Genomic DNA, 19876 nt, shown 5'->3' on the forward strand with positions numbered 1-19876 from the left:
CTATGTTTGAGCTTATCTAGATAAATACCATGAATTTATAGGCGTGGATTAACTATAAAATTGAGAGAGAAAATGACAAGAGTCGAGGTTCAATGTTTCCAAATACCTCAACTCCTTTGGCTACTAAGTTACACCACGTAACTCTTAGTTCTATCGACTAATAAGTGCTGAGCACATCATCGATTTGTTGATTGATGATTTTTACTTCGCTGTAGATAACCGAAAGGTCATCCGTTTGAGGTGCTAGTTTATTGGATGTGTTTTGCTCGACTCTTTCTAAGGCCGCTGTAGCTGTTTCTTCGCCGAAGCTGGCTAATATGCCTTTTAATGTATGTACGATAAAATGAAGCTTGCCCCAATCTTGTTGCTGTACCAGTTCTTGTATCTCTTCTAATGAATTGCCATGGTCTTCTTGATACACAGACAATACAGCGAAGATTATTTCTCTGTCATTATCTAAGTAGGCATTTAAGGCATCGATATCTAGCATATAGACTCCTGTTGGCTGTATGTTGAAAATGGGCTAGGCGGCTTACTCGAAAAACCAGATCTTAATGAATCACTAATCCATTGATTCCATTTTGGAGGAAGTTCTAACTGTAAAATTTCTCTTAAATAGTCGTCGCTAAGTTTTTCATCTATATGAGCTTTATGAACGGCATATATATAGTCAAGTTTGGCGGCAACTGAATATGGGTAACTGTGAATATAGTCTTTTAATTCCTGTATTGACCCAAAGCTTTCAATGTTTATACAAGTTGAAGGGTCTGCATTTTGGGACTCAAGTTTGTGGTTTACTGCTTCTCCACGAGATTTTAGACATTCCACTGCTAAGTGATAAAGAGAGTACTCCCCAAAATAGACGAGCAGTGGTAAGAGTTGAGCGAGCAAGTAAGTTGGTTGGCTGTGGAAATTATTCGCTAACAGCGTTGAAGCTCTAATCACTTTTTTGTGGGCAACCTGAGGGCTATTTTCGATGAGCAAGATACTGCTCTGAAACAGGGCAAGGCTGGCTAAAACCTGCTGCTGTTGTTTTACCGGAAGTTTCAGGTTTACTAATTCGGTGAATTGGTTGGCGTGCTCAAGCAAAATACGTTTGTACTTTAGTTGCGTCTCGCGCTGATAAGTCGCTTTTAACGAATTAAAGTGCGCACAAATGGAGTGAATGACATCAATGTCAGCAGCTGAAACATGGGTCGCATACATCTCACCTAACTTTATGATCATACGTGTGTTGTCTGCGTTCTCAGCCAAGTCAATAGCCCTGATTGCACGATGGCTGATACTTGGTGTCATCTCAAATGCACGAATCGCTAATTTCAGAGCAGGAAGCAGCATCTTATGTTTTTCGTAGATACAGCTTAAGCAATCAATGACGCTCAATGAGAGTGGCTGCGCGATCAGAAAGTTGTGGAGCTTATCTATGGCTAGATCCTGTTTGCCTAAACTGTCGAGAATCAGAGCTTCAGCAACCAGTTTTGTCGGGTGCATGTTGGTTTTCGAGTTGTTAATGACGCTAGAGAGCAATTGCCAATTCTTACCTGAAATTAAATGTTCAATCAGTGTCGCTTCGAATTGAACGCTAGTGCCATTAGGCGAGACCGCTAATGCTTGAGCCAATTTATCCTGACTGGTGATTGGATATAACTCGTTCAGTTGTGTCAGCTTCTTCGAGATGGACACAGCACTTTGGATCTTTTTACCTAACCTCTGAGTATGAATCGGTTTAGAAACGAAATGGTGTGCCTCACCTGAAAGGGCAGTTAATACCGTTTCTTGCCGCATATCTCCGGAGAGTAAAATTGTCGCAACCGTATGGTCGATGAGCCTATTTCGATACAGAATTCCTAATAGTTCAAAGCCCGTGAAGAATTGCTCTAAGTGGTAATCGATGAGGAGTACATGAAAAGAGTGAGTCTCGACCGCTTTAATTGCTTGTCGATAGTCGGTCGCAATAAAGATGCAATCATGCGCAATGCCCAAGCTCGAGAGTTGCTGCTTTATAAGAATAGTTGCACTCTTGGAGTCGTCGACAATTAAAACTCGTAGGTCAGGTGGTAAGGTCAAATCCATTTTCCTCAATACCAAATGTTATTTTTAATTTAGGCGTCAAGTTGCACATTGTCAAGGTGCCAATATCACAGGCAAACAATCAATAAACTATTGGTAATTAAGGAGTATTCGATAACATTTATGAAAGACTTCAAACGCAGGTTACTTTTACCTGATTTTCGTTGGGCTATACGTGTTTTAGAAATAAAAAAGAGGCAAGCCGATAAGCTTACCTCTCAGTTTAATTGTTCGGTTTTTTATTCGAAATGTTGTTCTTTTCTTGAAGCTTTATTAAACAAAACTCTAGCGCTAATCACGCATGCTCAAAATCAATACTGCAGCTAGAGCTAAGAACGCCGTCATCATTAAGAACACATCGTTGTAAGCCATAATGGCAGCGTCACGTTGCATGGTTCCTAAGAGGCTTGCCTGCGCTTGTTGCATTGCTGTCGCGGCATCACTTCCTGATTGGATAAAGAACGCTTGTTGATCTTTGAGCGTTTGCCAACCCAATTGGCTCACTGAAGGCAGCGACTCTTTGATATGCGCCAAATGCTCGCGCGTTTTGTTATCTAGCAACGTAGCAATAATCGCGATACTAAAAGCACCCCCTAAGTTACGCATTACGTTGGTCAAGGTCGAAGCGTCAGGTGTGTCCATTTTGCTGATGTTTTTCATCGCAACCAAAGACAGCGGAACCATAATAAACGGGCTACCGATAGCGCGCAGAACCATGGACAGGATCAACTGTTGGCCACCAAAATCAATCGTCATATGTGTATTCACGTAACAACTGAAACCGAACATTGCGAAGCCAAAGGTCACCAAGTACTTAGGCTTAATGATCTGTGTTAGCTTGGGTACAATTGGGAATATCAGAAGTTGTGGGAAACCCATCCACATTAGCACTTCACCAATTTCCATCGCGTTATATTGCTGAATTTGAGTGAGATACATCGGCAGCACATAGATAGAGCCAAGCAACGCCATCCCCAAAATCAAATAGGCGATACAAGACATAGCAAACTGCCCATCCCGCAATAGCCGCAGGTTAACTAATGGCTTTTTGTGTTGGAGTTCGTTTATCACAAAGTAAACCAAACTCACCGCCGACACGATACTCAAGCCAATAATAAAGCTCGAACTGAACCACTCTTCACGGTTACCTTCTTCTAGTACCACTTCCAAACAACCTAGCCCTAACGCCATGGTCGCGATACCAAACCAGTCGGCTTTTTTCAGTGTGCCAAGGTCGAGCTTTTCATCATCCAAGCCATATCGGATCATGGTGATCACAAGCAAAGCCGGCGGAATATTGATATAGAAAATATAGTGCCACGAGAAGTTCTCCGTCAGCCAACCACCAAATGTTGGGCCGATCGATGGAGCAAAGGTCGCGGTTACGCCAAACAGTGCCATACCCACAGCACGTTTGTTAACAGGTAATAACTGAATCACTAACGAGAAAGCAAGCGGGATTAAAGCACCACCACTGAAGCCTTGCATCGCGCGGAATACAATCATCGAGGTCATGTTCCAAGAAAACGAACACAACAAAGATGAAATGGTGAAGATGGCCGTCGTCCACGTGATATAACGGCGTTTACCGAGCGCTTTAGAAAGCCAACCACTGAGTGGGATAGCGATCATCTCTGCGACTAGGTAAGACGTAGAGATCCACGAGCTTTCATCCAAGGTGGCAGACAGCGCACCTTGAATGTCTTTGAGAGACGAGTTGGTGATCTGAATATCCAAGATCGCCATAAACGCGCCGATTAAGCCGCCAAAAAGGGCGATCCAATGGCGTCTCGAAACCTCGTCATCATCATTTGTTTGGGTGACAACACCAGTGTTACTCATGGTCTAGCCTCGTTTATCGATGGTCGCTACCACAGACAAACCAGGGAGCAGTCGACCTTTCAACTCTTGCTGATCTGGAATCGTAATTTTCACCGGTACACGCTGAACGATTTTAGTGAAGTTACCGGTCGCGTTTTCTGGTGGTAGGAGCGCAAACTTAGCGCCAGTCGCAGGGGAGAAGCTGTCTACCACGCCTTCAAGTGGTTGACCCGGAAAGGCATCCAGTTCGACTTCTACGGTTTGGCCTTTATGAATACCGCTTAATTGAGTTTCTTTGAAGTTAGCTTCAATCCACACTTGGTTGTTTGGTACCAAACTCATCAATGGCGCGCCTGCTTGAATCAGCAAGCCTTCACGGACGCTACGTTTACCAATCTCGCCATCCGCTGGCGCGTAGACCTTGGTGTAATCAAGGTTAAGTTGTGCTTGATCTCTTTGTGCTTGAGCTTCAGTCACGGATGCGTTTGCTTGTTCGATTTCACTCGCAATCACGATTAGTTGATCATTACTTGCGACAAGGTTTGCTTTTGCTTCTTCAAGTTCTGCTTGGGTGACTTTTTGTTGTGCGACCATGCTGTCGACTTCATCTTGCGAAGCATAGTTACGCTTTAATAAGCTACGAGAACGCACGACTTGTTGGATTGCACGCTCGTATTCAGCTTGTGCGGAATCAACACGGCTCTCAGCTTGATTTATTTGGCTACGTTGTAACGTTTGTTGAGCGATAAGGTTGTGTACGCTTGATTGAACGACGCTTAAATGCGCATTCGCCTGAGCAAGTGCAGATTGGTAATCACGATCATCAATTTGAACCAACAAGTCACCTTGTTTAACCGATTGGTTATCACTCACGTAAGACTTAACAATATAACCCGACACCTTCGGGCTTATATTAGTGATGTCGCCTTGCAGGTAGGCATTGTCGGTTGACTCGAAGTACTGGCCATAGCCATACCAATATCCAGCGCCAGCTAAGCCTAATGACAGCATGATCGCAGTAGCAATAAGCGGGGCTTTTTTACGTTTTTTTGTGCTTACTGATTGCGAAGCGTTGTTGTTCTCTGTCATTTTTTATTTCTCATTTTGTTTTTATTTAGATGTAACGAATTGTAAATGAATTCGATTGATTGATAAGATAGGAAAAAAGGGAAACACTGTTGCATGAATCTTACTAATAGGGCTTTGGGAGAAGTACGATGGACTTAAATGCTGTGACTGTTTTTACACAAGTTGTTGATTGTGGGAGTTTCACACACGCAGCTGAAGCATTGAACATGACCAAGTCGACCGTCAGCCGAAAGCTAGACGAGCTGGAACAGCACCTAGGTGTGAGGTTGATCACTCGTTCGACACGAAGTTTAGTTTTAACGCCAGAGGGTGAGCGCTTTTATCAGTCGAGCATGCAGATGCAAGAGATCATGAACCAAGCTGAGTTAGAGGTTTCTGCCAATCAGGATTTGATCCGAGGGCAGTTGAATGTTGTGTTGCCTGTCGAATTGGGGCATCAAGTATTAGCCACATACATCCACAGTTTCCTAAAAGAGCACCCAAACGTGACTTTGAACTTAGAACTGTCGAATCGAGAAGTCGACATCATTGCGGAGGGGATCGATCTTTACGCACAAATTGGTGAGCTAGTGGACTCGAGCTTGGTTTCTCGTTACCTCACAACATCGAAGCGTGTATTGGTAGCCAGCCCTGAGTATTTAGAACAGTTCGGTGAAATCTCTTCACCCGATGACCTTAAGCCTCCATTTAGGATGATTGAGGTCGTGAACAAGGCGGCACGTCTACCTAAGTGGCATTTGCAATTAGAAGGCGGTGAGTCGATTTTGATCGATCTACCGTGTCAGTTGCGGGTGAATACCATCACGGCATGCCTAACAGCGTGTGTGGATGGGCTCGGCTTGGCGGTGCTTCCTGAATTCATTTGTCGGGAACACTTCAAGACAGGTAAGCTGATTCGCTTGTTACCTGAATATGAGATGCCAGAAGTTTCAGTAAGCCTAGTGTATGCAGACAGACAGTTGATGCCGAAACGTAAGAAGGTCTTTATCGACTATCTACTGACTGCTTTTCAAAATAGGAAGCACAAGTAACGGGCTGAACATTAGCGGCTAAATAAGTGCTTAAGCTTCCTATTATTCGTTTTTGTCTAAACCGTATCGAAGCTAACTATGATTGGGCTGCCAGTCGACGACTTGCCCATTCGCCAATATAGCTTTGACCGATAGGGCAGCAATATCGATACCGTTGTAACGAAATGCCTTGTTAGAGAAGTTGGCAATGATCTTACTCCCGTCACTGAACTCGGTTTGTTGAACTTCGCCGCTTTTGTCTAACCAGTCGAAATCGACTAACTGTTTATCCCATAACTGTTCGTGCATCGGTTCAAAGCCATCTTGATAGTGTTTGAGTGCTTTGATCCTTGGACTTGAACTTGATAAAGCTTCATCTCTGGTCAAGTGAACCATCGCGGGTGTGTTGTACAGCATGGCGGTTAAGTCACCTTCTGCTTGTACATTAGTGAACTTAAGGCTGTCTGAATGCCAATGGTGCGTATTGATTACTTCATCATGGAAAACGGCTTGGTAAAGTGGAATTCGATATTGAGGCGAAAACAGTAGCGACTTATAGGGCTCTTTAACCTCGGCGGGCTTAAAGAAGAAGTCGGGTTTGTGGTCTGGGTACCAACGGCCTAAGTAATAGGGAGACTGGCGGTTCTCTTTCATGTCTTTATCTGTCCAACCAAAACCAACCGTTTCTAAGCCGTGTGCAAACGCAATGCCTTTTGTTGTTAGGCTATTACCATCTTCAGAACCAAGCACCAAATCGGGTTGCACGCTTAACCACTGCATTCGGTTACTGAAGGCAGAAAGCATATCCGTCTCACTGCTATTATCGCTGTAGTCCTCACGCGCCATCGCAGTCGCATCAACATCTAGGAACAGGCTATTGAAGTGACCAAAACGCATGATGTCTACGGCGCGCTGTTTTACATAATCCAAATGGCAATTCGGGTTCAAGTAAAAACCGTTACCTCGAAACCCTTTTTTTAGGCTGCCATCCGCTAGTTCAATCGCACAACTTTGACGCATCGGTTCTGGTAATTGAGCGGTTAGCCAGTTGTCATTGAGCTTCGCAGGAATGGCTGTGTTGTAGGAGTCATAGGTTCCAACCAGATAACCAGATTGCTTAGCCAGTTCTACTGCATTCGGTTGATAGAATGCTGGCATCCAGTTATCAAAACCTAACCAAAGCTTATTCAAGCCCGCTTTGTTTAGATTGTTGACCATGCCTGATGACAAGGCTTGTCCCCAAGTATCCGGTGCATTGAGATAAGAAGAGGCATGCTTAATCAACCAGCTTTTCTTGCTCTGAGCAGCGGTGTGTTGAGCTTTTATGGTGTTATCAGACAGTGTTGGCGTTGCAACAGGATACAAGCTTTGTAATGACTGGCTAATAGAGTCTAACAGCAGTTGATTGTGATACTGGCTAAACCAATCTTTGCCTTTAGACAGAGGGGATAACTCTCGCTTCGCTTCACTTGAAATGTTTAATTGAGAGTCCTCTAGATACCAAGCGTTTAATCCCCACCAGTCGCTCACATCTTGGATACTTAAAGGGTCTTTACCAAACAAGTAGACGTGGCTTGCGCCAATCAGCTTATTCACATCTGGGTTACGCTTTTGCTTTTCAACAAGCGATTCAGAGAGACCATTTTCAATTCGCCAATCGCGATAGTGTTTGGCGCCATCTAACCAAGAGTCTCCAAGTGTTATCCGAACCGTAAAAGGCTGTGATTGATTCAGCGTTGTAAATTGGTGTGAAGCGCTCATATCAATCTTGGTCTTCTCATCAGAGGACGTATCCGACGATGCATCAGAAAAGAACAATTGGTTGTTTGTCGGGTTAATCAACTGATAACTGATGAATTGATCATTCTGTTGTACCGTCCAAAATGGCATTTTTAAGTCTTGAGTGGTGTTACTTCCGGAATGGTTGTCGACTAAGTAATCGGCCCATTGCTTGTTGTTGGTCGGTACGCGCATCCCCTCACTAAAGGGCAGAAATAGAGTCTGAGTTTGTTGTTCTGCTAGGTCAAACCAAACGAGTTCAATGGGTTGGTTTCGTTTTACTTGTGTGTTTTCAGGTAAGGTGAATTGGACAAGAAGATTATGTTCCTTCAACTCAGCTTCAACATTGATTCCACTCGGCATGAGTGTCCAAGATGCCTTGGTTTTTGAGTCTATGACTAGGTGAGTAACTTTTTGAGGTTGACGATCAACGGTCAAAGCAGTGCTATTAACACTTAAGCCATTCCAATCTATCGCTAATGTTTTTGTTGAAATCGACACTATGTGACTAGCGTTACTGTTACTGACGTGGCTTTTGCTGGTAAGAGTGACTTGATTATCTTGTGCGTTTGCCGAGAGCGCACAAGTCGTGAATAGAGCTGCAATAGCAAAAGACGTAAAATTAAGTTGATGACGAACGTTGACCATATCTAGATTCCGTAAAGGGTAAGTACGGTCATTACACCCAAATCGCGTTGGTATTTTGTCACCTATATGTCTCTATTTTTTCCCTTAGGTGTTTAATGCCATTGTATAGCGAGCTTAACTTAGAAAGGCATCGCGACACGCTGTACATATTGGATTTCAATCGCACCTTGGTATTCAAACATTTCAACCGATGCACTCAAGTGTTTAGCTTCAGATCCGGTTGGGCTTTCTGTAGGAAGAGATGCTTGCGTTGTTTTGATTGGCACCTTGAAGCCTAGCATATCGTAGTTTTCGTCAAACCACTGCCAACTGACATTGACGTCTGGGCAGCTGTCGATTATCTCAGGCGGTGTTACCACAATGTGAGGGTCGTTGAGTTTGCTTTCGAGTGTTAGCCACCGCTTGTTGTCGTCTAAAGCAACAATAATAGGGTAGTTGTTCGAACCTATCGTTAACTGATAAACCCCCGATTCCGGTTTGATGAACATCTCACTGGTTTCAATCTCTTGATATTGGACATCAGTGTAGAGTTGTCCGTCGATAACCACTTTCCCATCAGGCGAGACCAGAGAAATACGTTGTGTTTGATCTTCTAACACTTCGCTGAGTTGCTCCGCAGACACTTTGATCTGATAGCCTTGTGATGAAAGACCGTGGCGCTTGATAAAGCTGACTTGGATGTGGTTGTTGGGCGTAGCACTTTGTTCAAGAGTGCTTCCACATTGAGTCCGACTTAGGATTTCTTGTTTAACGGGCAGCCAAAGTTGGCTATTAAGCTCCGCGTGATCAAGCGCGATTTGCAGTTCTTGCCATGCCACTTGCGGTTGATCATCGAGCAGTGATTGATAGGTGTGTTGCAATGGCGTGTCTGTAAACCAAGCCGCATTACACGCAAAGGGCATTGTAAAGGGTAATGTGCAGAACAGTGCTATTAGAGAGTTTACTTTCATTGTGATTCCCCAGCCAAACGATAACCAACTCCACGATGCGTTTCTAGTTTCAGCGTTGGTAGCTTTTGACGTAAACGCAGTATGTGGTTATCAACGGTTCTTGTGCTTGGGAAGGCTTGATAACCCCAAATTTTATTGAGCAACTCATCTCGGTGAAACACACGACTTTGGTTCTGAACAAACAGTACCAAGAGCTGAAACTCTTTAGGTTTCAAAGTGATTGGGCTTTCATCCAGATAAGCGATCCGTTCCGACAAGTTGATTTGGATATTTGCGTAATTTAAGTGGCTAACACCTAATGGACGAAGTTGCGTAATGACTCTAGCAAGCAATTCATCGTTCGAAAAAGGCTTAGTCACGTAATCTTTGGCGCCTGCCATTAAACCTTCAACACGTTGTTGAACTTCAACTTTGGCGGTCAACACTATTACAGGTAGCGCTTTGAGCAGTAACCAATTAGGTAAGTGTCGTAAGCTGTCGCCGTCTTCAAGTTGGCGATCAAGCACCACGAGATCGGCTCGTAACCACAGCTTACTGGCACTCTGAGCATCTTGCACCCAAAGGCATTGATAACCATTGGACTCAAAGAAGCTGACGAGGCCTTGCCCAAGCAGTTGGTCGTCTTCAATCAGCAGTAGGGTGTTCATAAGCGATTTCCAAAATACATCGGGTTGGATTACGGAGAATGATGAGACGGCCATTCGCTTGTTTCATCAAGTGTTCGACAATAGTCAGGCCAATGCCCATATTATCTTGTTTGTGATTGCCGCACGGTGTTGTTCTTGAAGTAAGTCGTTGTATCAAAGAGGGGAAGTGACCCTCATCTTGTACCTCTATTCTCAGTTTATCTGCGAGGATGACTTTAATTAAAACCTTACCTTGTCCATGCTGCTTAGCATTCTTGATTAAGTTATCAAGACAGATGGTCAGCCAGTAATAAGGCAGGTTAAGTTCAACATCTCTTGCTTCACATTGATAAGAAATATTGTGCTTTTCGCAGACATGGTCGAGCCACTCTTCCAATGATGCGTTTTGCTTCAACAAAGGTTCAGACTGATCCGAACTTAGATACACTTTGCTGTTTTCGGTGAGCTGAGAAAGCCTTTGATAGTCCGAGATTAAACGCCAAACTGCCCCTTGGGTCTCATCGGGAAAATCGTCGTAACGATTTCTGAACATCTCGACGGTTAGACCTAGGCTAGTAATTGGCGTGCGCAGTTCATGAGTGAGAAGCTGTAAAACGAACTGCCTCTCTTTTCGTTGTTTTGTTCTTAGGTATAAGACTCGGCTGAGTCCGGAAAACAATGTTAACAGCAACGTAAAGATCAACGTTTTCATGATCAGGTTGTCGTTGCTCGACTCGCTCAGGCACAGGTTACTGTAACGAAAAGAACAGCTTTCGGCTGACAAGGTCACTTCTTGTTGCACGGCAATAGGTTTCCAAACCTCCGATGGAATTGCTTTCCAACCTTGTTCGCCACTCAACCAAAGCTCATCACCTTGTTGCCAAGCGCGGTATCCATTGAGCAGTGCTTCTCTGCCTTGCGTGGTTAAGTTTTCTAGCTTGGAAAATAACGGATGCAAAGGATTACTGATACTCAAAAACGGATGAATTTGCTCACTGTTTTCTGGGTAACGAGCTACGTAACGATCAGCGAAGCTACCACCAGCAGGGTGTCGTTTTGAGTGTGCCGCGAACCAGATTGAATCCAAGGGTTGTTGTTGACACACAGCGAGTTCGAATTCGATGGCATCGTTCAAAGAAGGGTTGGCATTTTCAATCGCTCGGCAGTGATCTTGTATCGAGGCGAGTGCGGCGATGTCTTCCCAACTGAATTTGTTGAAATCCGGGTAGCGGCTGCTTTCCTGAAGAAGTGCTTTCGGGTACTGGGTTAACTCTTTCTGAGAAACTGAGATAGGAAACGATTGCCAGCTCAATTGATACAGAGTTTGCCACTTGTCTTGCAAACTTTGGGCATTGGCTAGCGTAGGGAGCCAAAAGGTTAAGCAAAGAGCCAATGTAAACCTGTGCATCCAATCATTCTCGTTAAAAGTCGTGGGGAGAGTCTAAAGAGTTTTGGACGCGATTTGTAACCTGAATGTCAACAAGTGTTCTTTTAACAACAAATTGTCGAGTGGGTCATGCTTTTAAATAATAAAGTAAAAACACAGTAAGTATCATTTGTTTGGGTTAAATTAGATAATTGTGTACTTATTGTCATCAATGGGCGTGTGGAGGGAACTATACTGGACTCATACCTAATAAGAGGAACTATCATGAAACTCATCATCAAATCAGTATTAGCAATTAGTATTTTGGCGGCAAGCTCTGCTCAAGCGTTCGAATTAATCAGCAACGATATTCAAGAAGGTCACCCAATGGCGAAGACCTTTGAATACTCAAGTTGGGGTTGTGACGGCGGTAACCTATCACCACAATTGATGTGGAAAGATGCTCCAGCAGGAACCAAAAGCTTTGCAATCACGGCTTATGATCCAGATGCTCCGACAGAAAGTGGTTTTTGGCACTGGGTCGCGTTTGATATTCCAGCAACAGTGAGCGAGCTACCTCGTGGTGTCGATATCTCTAAAGTGGGTGGCAAAGAAGGCCGAATCGATTATGGAACGGTTGGTTTCGGTGGCGCTTGTCCTCCAGAAAAAGATGGTATGCACCGTTATCAATTCACGGTTTGGGCATTACCAACGGACAAACTTAACCTAGACGAAAACACGCCGTCGGCAGTGGTTGGATTCACGTTGAACAGCATGGCTTTAGACAAAGCGAAACTGACGGCAACTTATACACGCTAATAGCTTATGTACGTTAAAAGCTTATACACCTACATAATAAGCAAATAAGCAAATAAGCAAATAAGCAAATAAGCAAATAAGCAAATAAGCAAATAAGGGGATGAGATGAATCATCAATATCAAGTGACGATCTTTCGTGCAGAGCAGTTACAAAAACTGCGTAATGTGAGGATACTATCCCCTAGTATTATTCAGATCATTACAGGCAGTAAGCGCCTGTTTTGGAAAGACTCAGCGGCAGAACTCTCACATTCTGAGCTGCTGTTGTGTGAGGCATCAGCGTCATTGAGTTTTGAGAACATGCCCCACAAAGGACGTTTCCTTTCGCGTGTATTCAGTTTTCATTTCCAACCGACGCAAGCAATGCTCGATCTGAGTGAGGATCGAGCAATTGAACTGGATTTACCCACCGTGGAGGCAGATCGAGGTTTGCAAGATTCTCTCAATGCGTTGTTTTCGTTTGATCGTCAGAGCATGAGTGAACAAACCCAACAATTTTGGTTGCAGGGTTTGTATCAGCAATTAGCCGAGAAGGGCGTGTTGCATCGATTGTTTATTAGCTCAAACGTTTCGTTTAGCCAGAAACTCAGCCACTACCTTTCGTATTCACCGGACGAGAAACATCCGTTAGAGTCGGTAGCAGAGCGTTTTGCGATGAGTCGCGCCACGCTTATCCGAAAGCTCAAACTGGAAGGTATGCAATATCGTGAGGTGTTGGCTGAAGTTCGGTTGAGTCACGCACTTTATCTGATGCAAAACGGACAGCAGAATGTGGCGATGTTGGCTCAGTCTTGCGGTTACCAATCGGAAGGACGTTTTAGTCAGCGCTTTAAAGGAAAATTTGGTTTGTCGCCTAGTGAATACATCAAGACAGTGGTCAGTAATTAAGTCGCAAGGCGTATCGAGCAAAGCAAGCCTAGTTAATTACAGGTCATTGAATAATGGTGTAAATACCGTTTTAATAGGTTCAAAACCAAATGTTTGTACGAGCGCAGATTGCTGAGTACCAGAGATGATGGCGCTATACCAGAGAAGGTCACCCATGACTGATTTGAACCCAAAAAGTGAATTAAATATAGAGAAGATCACCAACGATTTCCCGTTGTTAAGACAACTTATAGCGCTAGAAGAAGTGAGTTGGTTTAACCCAAACATCACGACGTTAGAGCAAGGTTTGCCCTATGTGGGATTAAGTGAAGAGGACATTCAAGATGCAAGCGTCCGATTACAAAGGTTTGCCCCTTATTTGGCGAAGGCATTCCCTGAAACACAAGCGACCAATGGCATCATCGAGTCTGAGCTTGTTGACATTCCATCTATGAAATCAGTATTGCAAGCGCATTATCAGCAGCCTATCAAAGGGCGTTTGATGATGAAAAAAGACAGTCACTTGCCGATTTCAGGTTCAATCAAAGCCCGTGGTGGCATTTATGAAGTACTAACGCATGCCGAGAAGCTTGCCATTGAAGCTGGGTTACTGTGTGAGAGCGATGACTACAGTAAGTTGCTCGAACCTGAATTCCGTGACTTTTTCCAACAATACAGCATTGCCGTAGGCTCAACGGGTAACTTAGGCATGTCGATTGGCATCATGAGTGCCAAGTTAGGCTTTACAGTGTCGGTTCACATGTCTGCTGATGCGAGAGAGTGGAAGAAAAACAAACTGCGTGAGCATGGCGTTAACGTGGTCGAGTATCAACAAGATTATGGCGTTGCAGTAGAACAAGGTCGCAAAGAAGCGGAACAAGACCCGAGTTGTTTCTTCATTGATGATGAAAACTCGCAAACTCTATTTCTTGGTTATTCTGTAGCTGGAGAAAGGCTTAAGCAGCAATTTGATCAGCAACAGATTGTTGTCGACAAAGAACACCCATTATTCGTTTACTTGCCATGTGGAGTCGGTGGCGGCCCCGGTGGTGTGGCATTTGGCTTGAAGATGGCTTTTGGTGACCATGTACACTGTATTTTTGCTGAGCCGACCCATTCGCCTTGTATGTTGTTGGGTGTCCATACCGGCTTGCATGACAAAATCGCAGTCCAAGATCTCGGTATTGATAATCTAACCGCAGCAGATGGGCTTGCAGTTGGCCGTGCTTCTGGTTTTGTTGGTCGAGCTATGGAACGTTTACTAGACGGCTATTACACGTTAACCGACGAACGTATGTATCAATTGTTAGGTGAACTGAACCAAGTGGAGGGTATTCAATTGGAGCCTTCAGCACTCGCGGGTATGCCGGGCGTGATTCATGTTGAACAGAATAGAGAATACCTTGCTCGTCTAGATATTGATGAGTCGGTACTAGCCAATGCCACACATCTTGTATGGGCGACTGGCGGAGGCATGGTGCCAGAGCAAGAAATGGCAGCCTACTTAGCGAAGTCATCGGCTTAACCCTGAATCTTTTATCGTTTAATTGTTTGTAAATATCAGTTGTTGCAAATATAAGCTGCTAAAAAGATAAGTCATGATAGAAGAGTGTTGTTTATAGCTTGAACACACTCTTTCTCACCTCTAAATCCCACCGTAATTCAAACAATAATTTGCGCAGATCGTTATCCAAAACACACATTTTATAAATTAAGCTTCTTAGATGTTCTAACTATCAGTTAGGTTGAGTGGCATTCAACTTGATAGGGATTGAGCAATGCAGACGGACAAAGTGATACAGACAAGACATATAAACACACCAGAAAAATTACTACAGCGTTTAGATGCGATTGGGGAGTCTTTGGAAGCATCGGGTCAGGCTCATGCTTTACTGGGATTGGGCTCGGTAGGTATTGAAACAGAACGACTTGATCAGTATTCAGATGTCGATTTTTTCGCGATAGTACAAACGGGGCATAAGCAGTATTTCTTAGACAGCTTGCATTGGCTCTCAGACATTCACCCAATCGACTACGCGGTGAGAAATACCGTCGATGGCTATAAAGTCCTGTACGCTGACGGAATCTTTTGCGAATTTGCGGTGTTTGAATCCCACGAGTTAGCGCATATTCCATTTGCTGAAGGGCGCATTGTTTGGCAGCAACCTGAATTTGATACTCAGTGCTGTATCCCACCAGTAAAAGGGGAGGCAGATACTAACTCCGAAGAGTGGATCATTGGTGAGGCTCTAACCAATCTTTATGTCGGCATGTCTCGTTATAATCGAGGCGAAAAGCTGTCGGGCAGTCGGTTCGTTCAATCTTACGCACTTGATCGTTTGATCGATCTTGTGGATCAAACTGAGCATTCTGAGCCTGAATTCGTTGATGAATTTATGTCGGATAGAAGGCTAGAAGCACGCTTTCCTAAGTTTGCTCAATTGCTACCAACCTTTACCCAAGGTTACGAGCGCACGGCTGAATCGGCACTTGCCCAACTAGCGTTCCTCAACACCCACTTCACAGTTAACCAAGCCATGTGTGACCGAATCACTGAACTGTGTTCCAGTAAAGATTAAGCCTATAACCTGTTAATCTTAAGACCTATTTTCTTGGTGCGCGTAAATAACAGTTGTCGCTCGTCTGTATTGTTGATAGGTTTTAACCATGAAATTTAATTCTGCTTCAACTTCAATTTTCTTTTGGTGGTGCTCTCAATAGAGCAGCACGGAATACTTACATTCTTTAGCTGCTGGACGGTAGTTAAGAATGTCATCAAAAATGTCGCCTCTTTTTATCTCCAGTAGCCTTTTTAACTTGGAGATACACCATGAATACCAACTCAAACAGCCATACCGACAGCAATAATATTGGCAGTAATAACAATACCAACAAGCCTGAAATCATTCTGACTGGCGATAGAGCTACTGGGCCTTTGCATTTGGGGCATTACGTCGGTTCACTTAAACAAAGAGTCTCTTTGCAGCATATTCACGACCAAACGATATTGGTCGCTGACATGCAAGGGCTTACCGACAACGCCCATAATCCTTCGAAGGTTTCTTCCAACATTCTCAATGTAGTCGCTGACTATCTTGCGGTGGGTATCGACCCGACCAAGACCACGATTTGTCTGCAATCACAGTTGCCGGTGTTAGCTGAGCTCACCATGTTCTACAGCAATCTTGTTTCTATCGCTCGCTTGGAACGCAATCCAACGGTCAAAAGCGAAATTCAGAACAAGGAGTTTGGTCGTTCAATTCCAGCAGGCTTCCTCACTTATCCCATCTCACAGGCGGCAGACATTACTGCTTTTAACGCGACTTTAGTGCCTGTTGGCGATGATCAACTGCCGATGTTAGAACAAACCAATGAGATTGTAAGAAAGGTTAACTCGCTCGCTGGCAAACCAATCTTGAATGAATGCAGGCCTCTTCTCAGCAATGCATCTCGCCTCCCTAGTACCGATGGTAAAAGTAAGATGTCTAAATCGATGGGCAACGCCATTAATTTGGGTGCAACAGAGAAAGAGATCAGAGCTGCCGTTAAATCCATGTATACCGATCCAAACCATCTACGAATTGAAGACCCAGGCAAGGTAGAAGGCAATATCGTGTTCACTTACCTTGATGCTTTTCACACAGACGCTAACTATGTCAGTCAACTAAAAGAGCATTACCAAAGAGGTGGGCTAGGCGATGGACAAACTAAGAAAGTGTTGGAAGAGTGCTTACAGGAGATGCTTCGTCCTATTCGTGAAAGAAGATCTGAGTTGCTGGATGACAAAGCGCAGCTCATCGATATTTTGCGAAATGGTAGCGAAGTCTCTAGGGAAAGAACGCAAAAGGTACTGTTCGATGTAAAAGGCGTCTTTGGTTTGAATATTATCTAGCACTGGGTGCATGTAAATAAAGTCAATTAATTTGAATGCCGAGTACGATTGATTTATAAAATAAATTTTGTGAATGGAAATGAGGTTGTATGGCAACGCCTGATCTCAAATTTCAGCTTTCAATTTATGGTAATTAAATGAAATTTAACGTTTTATTCTCTATCTTATTTTCGGCTTTGGTTTTAATGTCTGGCTGTTCAGATGTGGTCAGCGATGAGTACTCGACTTATGCGCAAGCCAAACAAGAGCGATTGTTCGACAGAGGTTGGTTACCCGACATTCTGCCTAAATCTACAGTGAAGATTGAAGTGAATAACGATCTGGATGCGAATACTTCAGAAGGAAGCTTCATCATCAACGAGTCAGCATTGTCTGAATTTATTGGGAAATTACAGCCAACTGAATCAACCAATCAATTTCAATTTGTAAATGGCGAGAATGTTTGGGTGTTCAAGATTGGTGATGATAGTGTAGTTTCCTACACGCTCAGTAAGCGCGAAGGCTAAGTTAAGTAATTCCAACCTACATTTCTGTTATGAGTTATGTGGGTTGTCGAATGACATTGTTCACCTAACTGTGCCTAGTCACCGCCAATAAGCTCTTATCACTCTTAGTTACAGGAAGGTAATGATGGAAATCAGTCATTTAGATCATTTGGTATTAACCGTGACAGATTTACAAGTTACGGTCGATTTTTACCAACGGGTACTTGGAATGAAGCCTATCGAGTTTGGCGAGGGCAGGTTGGCGTTGTCATTTGGGGCGCAGAAGATCAATTTACACCTCAGTGGTAGCGAGTTCGAGCCAAAGGCAAGGCGTGTGCAGGTCGGTAGTGCGGACCTCTGCTTTATTACCAATACGTCAATTGCTGAAGTCGCCGAACATATCCAAGCGCAAGGCGTCGTGATAGAAGAGGGACCAGTACAGCGAACCGGTGCGACGGGAAAAATTGTCTCTGTTTATATTCGAGATCCTGATGGCAATCTGATTGAAGTCTCGAATTATTAGTTCTAGGCCCCGAAATCGTACGCTTTTGTTTACTCTTCAAGAACATGACATTTCACTTTTACGCTGCTAATCACTGGATGTCGTCAACCAAATAAAATACAATCGAACAATGTTTTATTAATTCGTGCTTTATCACTATGATGAGAAACTTACTCATATTCATCGTTAGCCTGTTTTTCTTAACAGCTTGTTCTTCAACGAGTAATAATCAGCTAGGCGACAATACATTGAGCAACGAAGACGCAATGTCGAAAAGCTTGGAAGAAGAGAGCAATATCGATGTTGCAATTGATACAAGTGCTGAGACCAACGTTGAATCTTCCCATGAATCGTTCGTTAATCATCAACCAATAACTGATCATGAATCAAACTCAAACCTTGATTCAAATAATGACACGATAACTCACGCCAATGCAGAGCCAGAATCAGTGGAACCTTCTCAAGTAGCAGCGACAGATACAGCTCAAAGCGATGCTAAGAGTGGCGGTGAAAAAGGCATCGGAAGCTATTTTATTCGTCATAACCAACCGACTAAGACCGTGATTAAATCACTAGAGGGCGTGACAGATGCATTGAACGTCATGACGTTTGGGATATTTGCCACCGGAAATGGTTAAACCGTTAACCAAGAACGCCAACCTAATAGATAGAATGAGACGTGAAGGCGAGCCAAGTGGTTCGCCTTTTTTGATCTTCTAAATCTGGCCACCGTTCTAACTAAGAATCGTGCTCACTTATCTGAGCGCTGAGTCAGGCGACGGTTAACGAAAATAGGAAATTATTAGTTCTGGAAGGGACTCGCCGAATTTACCCTGTTTGACTTGTTATATGCATCAAGGGTTCTAATGCTCATCCCAAAGTAAGCAATGAAATCTAATCTTACAAAGACAACTCTTATATTCACTTGTGAGCATAGTAAGATGTTTGCTGTTAGGTTCGGTATCAATATTTTAGGGAAGAGATATGAAGAATAAGAGTGTATTTTTAAGCGTCGCGATGGTGATGTTATCTGCTCAAGCAAATGCATCTGACGTGAACCATGAGTCTGTCTCAGATGGTGTTATCGCAGAACAAAGAGCGAAGCTTTCTGAAAATACCCAAGGGCAAGGTTTTGGCCCGCAAGCCCCAAGAGATTTGGGTTCATTGAAAGGAACAAATACCAGGCTGTTTTCGGATGCCCCTGATTCAACAGCAATGAACTTATGTAATATTCACTTCCATAAGAACGCTGAGCACAAAGGTGGCGAATTTACTCAATACGCTGGCAATGGTGATGGAAAAGGTTTCCAAAGTGGCTTTAAGTACACAGGTAAGTTGAGTGCTGCTGAACTTCAACCATTCGAGCAAAAGGTTTGTCCGAGCGATCATGGCTCTTTGCATTCAGGTGACACCATCGAAGTGCATTATGTGTACTCGACAGCACAAGTTGAACCGGGTGAAACACTGGGCGCTTGTTTTAACGATGCAATTACCAACCCGCAACTGCGTGTAGAAACCCAAGTTTACGTATTAGTAAATGACGACAAAGCACTCGATTTCGAAGCATTGGCGAAACACTCAAAAGTGGATGGTTTGCACCAAGCAACCAACATTCCACAAGATACTGGCTCAGCGATTCAATACGCAGGTTCTACAACGGGTCCTGGTTACAATGAGCAAGGTTCACCTTTCCAAGTAACATGGAGCGTTCGTCCACAAGTGGCGAAAGTAAACATCGCGACAGTGGGGAGTTGGTGTGAAGGTAATGACTTTAACGAAGACCACGCACACGGTGTGAGAAACATAGTCGTAAACCCTGAATTGTTGTCACCAATATCGAACTAATCTTGTTGCGTTGATTGGTAGTCAATGTTTTCAAAGGCGAGTCATTAGGTTCTAATGCCGATCGTTTAAGAAGACTTGAACGATCTTGCAGTTAGCAGATAATCCCC

The 19876-nt window shown here is 43.8% G+C and carries 18 protein-coding genes; 10 read left to right on the forward strand and 8 right to left on the reverse strand.

The window, feature by feature from the left end:
• Positions 1–157 precede the first annotated feature (157 nt).
• The 4 genes from ACED42_RS01650 to ACED42_RS01665 all read right to left on the reverse strand — a co-directional run bounded on the left by ACED42_RS01650 (position 158) and on the right by ACED42_RS01665 (position 4980).
• On the reverse strand, positions 158–490 hold the full coding sequence (locus tag ACED42_RS01650) for an Hpt domain-containing protein (protein ID WP_009844988.1): 333 nt from the start codon (positions 488–490) through the stop codon (positions 158–160).
• Positions 484–2073 (reverse strand): response regulator, encoded by a 1590-nt coding sequence (locus ACED42_RS01655; protein ID WP_371701133.1) that lies wholly within the window; start codon positions 2071–2073, stop codon positions 484–486. Before ACED42_RS01655 ends, ACED42_RS01650 begins: the two co-directional genes overlap by 7 nt.
• Before the next feature lie 288 nt (positions 2074–2361).
• On the reverse strand, positions 2362–3912 hold the full coding sequence (locus ACED42_RS01660; protein WP_371701134.1) for a DHA2 family efflux MFS transporter permease subunit: 1551 nt from the start codon (positions 3910–3912) through the stop codon (positions 2362–2364).
• Positions 3913–3915: 3 nt separating this feature from the next.
• Positions 3916–4980, reverse strand: a complete 1065-nt coding sequence (locus tag ACED42_RS01665; protein WP_122047038.1) for an HlyD family secretion protein — start codon at positions 4978–4980, stop codon at positions 3916–3918.
• A gap of 128 nt (positions 4981–5108) precedes the next feature.
• Here ACED42_RS01665 and ACED42_RS01670 point away from each other — a divergent pair, with 128 nt between their 5' ends.
• Complete coding sequence (locus ACED42_RS01670) at positions 5109–6011, forward strand: LysR family transcriptional regulator (RefSeq protein ID WP_017097897.1); 903 nt, start codon at positions 5109–5111, stop codon at positions 6009–6011.
• A gap of 72 nt (positions 6012–6083) precedes the next feature.
• Here ACED42_RS01670 and ACED42_RS01675 read toward each other — a convergent pair whose 3' ends face one another.
• From ACED42_RS01675 to ACED42_RS01690, 4 genes are all read right to left on the reverse strand, one after another.
• Entirely contained in the window at positions 6084–8417 is a 2334-nt protein-coding gene (locus tag ACED42_RS01675) for a glycoside hydrolase (RefSeq protein ID WP_371701136.1), read from the reverse strand.
• 119 nt (positions 8418–8536) lie between these two features.
• The gene (locus tag ACED42_RS01680; protein WP_371701138.1) at positions 8537–9367 is read right to left on the reverse strand and encodes a DUF2861 family protein; all 831 of its coding nucleotides are present in this window, start codon (positions 9365–9367) and stop codon (positions 8537–8539) included.
• The gene (locus ACED42_RS01685) at positions 9364–10014 is read right to left on the reverse strand and encodes a response regulator transcription factor (protein ID WP_371701140.1); all 651 of its coding nucleotides are present in this window, start codon (positions 10012–10014) and stop codon (positions 9364–9366) included. Before ACED42_RS01685 ends, ACED42_RS01680 begins: the two co-directional genes overlap by 4 nt.
• Positions 9992–11401, reverse strand: a complete 1410-nt coding sequence (locus ACED42_RS01690; protein WP_371701142.1) for a DUF3404 domain-containing protein — start codon at positions 11399–11401, stop codon at positions 9992–9994. The genes ACED42_RS01685 and ACED42_RS01690 overlap by 23 nt, the downstream gene beginning before the upstream one ends.
• Positions 11402–11644: 243 nt before the next feature.
• On the opposite strand from ACED42_RS01690, the gene ACED42_RS01695 reads away from it, so the two are divergent.
• The 9 genes from ACED42_RS01695 to ACED42_RS01735 all read left to right on the forward strand — a co-directional run bounded on the left by ACED42_RS01695 (position 11645) and on the right by ACED42_RS01735 (position 19769).
• Entirely contained in the window at positions 11645–12178 is a 534-nt protein-coding gene (locus ACED42_RS01695) for a YbhB/YbcL family Raf kinase inhibitor-like protein (protein WP_371701144.1), read from the forward strand.
• A gap of 105 nt (positions 12179–12283) precedes the next feature.
• Positions 12284–13066, forward strand: a complete 783-nt coding sequence (locus ACED42_RS01700; RefSeq protein WP_371701146.1) for a helix-turn-helix transcriptional regulator — start codon at positions 12284–12286, stop codon at positions 13064–13066.
• 154 nt (positions 13067–13220) lie between these two features.
• Positions 13221–14570 carry a D-serine ammonia-lyase gene (locus ACED42_RS01705; protein WP_371701148.1) on the forward strand — a complete coding sequence of 450 codons (1350 nt, stop codon included), beginning with the start codon at positions 13221–13223 and terminating at the stop codon, positions 14568–14570.
• Between the two features lie 253 nt (positions 14571–14823).
• Positions 14824–15624 (forward strand): hypothetical protein, encoded by an 801-nt coding sequence (locus ACED42_RS01710; RefSeq protein ID WP_371701150.1) that lies wholly within the window; start codon positions 14824–14826, stop codon positions 15622–15624.
• Positions 15625–15875: 251 nt separating this feature from the next.
• Positions 15876–16937 carry a tryptophan--tRNA ligase gene (gene trpS / locus ACED42_RS01715; protein ID WP_102549079.1) on the forward strand — a complete coding sequence of 354 codons (1062 nt, stop codon included), beginning with the start codon at positions 15876–15878 and terminating at the stop codon, positions 16935–16937.
• A gap of 137 nt (positions 16938–17074) precedes the next feature.
• Complete coding sequence (locus ACED42_RS01720) at positions 17075–17443, forward strand: hypothetical protein (protein WP_102549078.1); 369 nt, start codon at positions 17075–17077, stop codon at positions 17441–17443.
• 124 nt (positions 17444–17567) lie between these two features.
• Positions 17568–17945 carry a VOC family protein gene (locus ACED42_RS01725; protein WP_102498517.1) on the forward strand — a complete coding sequence of 126 codons (378 nt, stop codon included), beginning with the start codon at positions 17568–17570 and terminating at the stop codon, positions 17943–17945.
• Between the two features lie 137 nt (positions 17946–18082).
• A complete protein-coding gene (locus ACED42_RS01730; RefSeq protein ID WP_371690597.1) occupies positions 18083–18562 on the forward strand; it encodes a hypothetical protein in 480 nt (159 codons plus the stop codon).
• 346 nt (positions 18563–18908) lie between these two features.
• Positions 18909–19769 (forward strand): delta-class carbonic anhydrase, encoded by an 861-nt coding sequence (locus ACED42_RS01735; protein ID WP_371701152.1) that lies wholly within the window; start codon positions 18909–18911, stop codon positions 19767–19769.
• Positions 19770–19876: the final 107 nt, after the last annotated feature.

Origin of the sequence: Vibrio sp. FF145 (assembly GCF_041439075.1) — a bacterium.
Lineage (GTDB): Bacteria > Pseudomonadota > Gammaproteobacteria > Enterobacterales > Vibrionaceae > Vibrio > Vibrio tasmaniensis_A.

Bases quoted from the DNA above. Each gene is read 5' to 3' on its own strand.
- ACED42_RS01650 (WP_009844988.1), bottom strand. From the start codon at position 490: ATGCTAGATATCGATGCCTTAAATGCCTACTTAGATAATGACAGAGAA.
- ACED42_RS01655 (WP_371701133.1), bottom strand. From the start codon at position 2,073: ATGGATTTGACCTTACCACCTGACCTACGAGTTTTAATTGTCGACGAC.
- ACED42_RS01660 (WP_371701134.1), bottom strand. From the start codon at position 3,912: ATGAGTAACACTGGTGTTGTCACCCAAACAAATGATGATGACGAGGTT.
- ACED42_RS01665 (WP_122047038.1), bottom strand. From the start codon at position 4,980: ATGACAGAGAACAACAACGCTTCGCAATCAGTAAGCACAAAAAAACGT.
- ACED42_RS01670 (WP_017097897.1), top strand. From the start codon at position 5,109: ATGGACTTAAATGCTGTGACTGTTTTTACACAAGTTGTTGATTGTGGG.
- ACED42_RS01675 (WP_371701136.1), bottom strand. From the start codon at position 8,417: ATGGTCAACGTTCGTCATCAACTTAATTTTACGTCTTTTGCTATTGCA.
- ACED42_RS01680 (WP_371701138.1), bottom strand. From the start codon at position 9,367: ATGAAAGTAAACTCTCTAATAGCACTGTTCTGCACATTACCCTTTACA.
- ACED42_RS01685 (WP_371701140.1), bottom strand. From the start codon at position 10,014: ATGAACACCCTACTGCTGATTGAAGACGACCAACTGCTTGGGCAAGGC.
- ACED42_RS01690 (WP_371701142.1), bottom strand. From the start codon at position 11,401: ATGCACAGGTTTACATTGGCTCTTTGCTTAACCTTTTGGCTCCCTACG.
- ACED42_RS01695 (WP_371701144.1), top strand. From the start codon at position 11,645: ATGAAACTCATCATCAAATCAGTATTAGCAATTAGTATTTTGGCGGCA.
- ACED42_RS01700 (WP_371701146.1), top strand. From the start codon at position 12,284: ATGAATCATCAATATCAAGTGACGATCTTTCGTGCAGAGCAGTTACAA.
- ACED42_RS01705 (WP_371701148.1), top strand. From the start codon at position 13,221: ATGACTGATTTGAACCCAAAAAGTGAATTAAATATAGAGAAGATCACC.
- ACED42_RS01710 (WP_371701150.1), top strand. From the start codon at position 14,824: ATGCAGACGGACAAAGTGATACAGACAAGACATATAAACACACCAGAA.
- trpS (WP_102549079.1), top strand. From the start codon at position 15,876: ATGAATACCAACTCAAACAGCCATACCGACAGCAATAATATTGGCAGT.
- ACED42_RS01720 (WP_102549078.1), top strand. From the start codon at position 17,075: ATGAAATTTAACGTTTTATTCTCTATCTTATTTTCGGCTTTGGTTTTA.
- ACED42_RS01725 (WP_102498517.1), top strand. From the start codon at position 17,568: ATGGAAATCAGTCATTTAGATCATTTGGTATTAACCGTGACAGATTTA.
- ACED42_RS01730 (WP_371690597.1), top strand. From the start codon at position 18,083: ATGATGAGAAACTTACTCATATTCATCGTTAGCCTGTTTTTCTTAACA.
- ACED42_RS01735 (WP_371701152.1), top strand. From the start codon at position 18,909: ATGAAGAATAAGAGTGTATTTTTAAGCGTCGCGATGGTGATGTTATCT.